Source organism: Mesorhizobium sp. A623 (genome assembly GCF_054489405.1).
The window spans coordinates 1-781 of the sequence record NZ_JBTMXB010000132.1; the positions used below are offsets into that span (position 1 = coordinate 1).

Sequence of the window (781 nt, forward strand, 5' to 3'; positions counted from 1 at the left end):
AAAATCGGCTCTTTGTCGATAATGTCGCCTTTGCGCAGAGCCGATGTCGCTTTCATATCTGAAAAACTTCGGTGCCAGTGCTTAAGTATCTGGTAGGTGCTCATTCGCTAAAGGTTGATGAGATAATTGGAAAGCCGGTAGAAGCCGGCACTGCCCCTGCAACGGTGGCGGAGTTTTACATAGGAATATTTGCGCAGATAGGAAACAGCGCAGTATTTCTAGCGTCCGACAGGACTACTCCGGAGCCCGGAAACCAGCCTCGAAGTGTAGTGCAATTCGACTGATCGCGTAGGCGGTCAGGAGGCGGATCGTCGCTCGAACGGCCATTTGATCCCGGAACGGGCCCCTCCCCTGATTTCACCTCCGATTCAGTCCTTATGATGCCAAGGAGGCAGGATATGGACGCCAGAACCGATATGCTGCGACGCATACGCACCCGTCGCGAGGGTTACAGTCTCGAACAACCTTTCTACATCGACCATGACTACTTCAAACTCGATATGGAACTGATCTGGTACCGCGACTGGCTGTTTGCCGGGCATGATTGCGAACTGCCGAGGTCGGGCAACTATTTCACGCTGCAGATCGGCGACTATCCGGTCATCGTGGTCCGCGACCAGAACGGCCAGGTTCGCGCGCTTCACAATTCCTGCTGCCATCGCGGCAGCCGCGTCTGTCCTGACGAGAAAGGCGAGGCGGCCAAGCTGGTCTGTCCCTATCACCAGTGGACCTATGAACTGGATGGACGCCTGCTTTTCGCCCGCGATATGGGCAATGATTT

The 781-nt window shown here is 55.1% G+C and carries 1 protein-coding gene and 1 riboswitch; the gene reads left to right on the forward strand.

Annotated features, from left to right (window positions below):
• Positions 1–80 precede the first annotated feature (80 nt).
• A riboswitch (cobalamin riboswitch) is annotated at positions 81–276 on the forward strand.
• 122 nt (positions 277–398) lie between these two features.
• The coding region (locus ACX3P1_RS28235) for an aromatic ring-hydroxylating oxygenase subunit alpha (protein WP_459083125.1) at positions 399–781 on the forward strand (383 nt) is incomplete at its 3' end.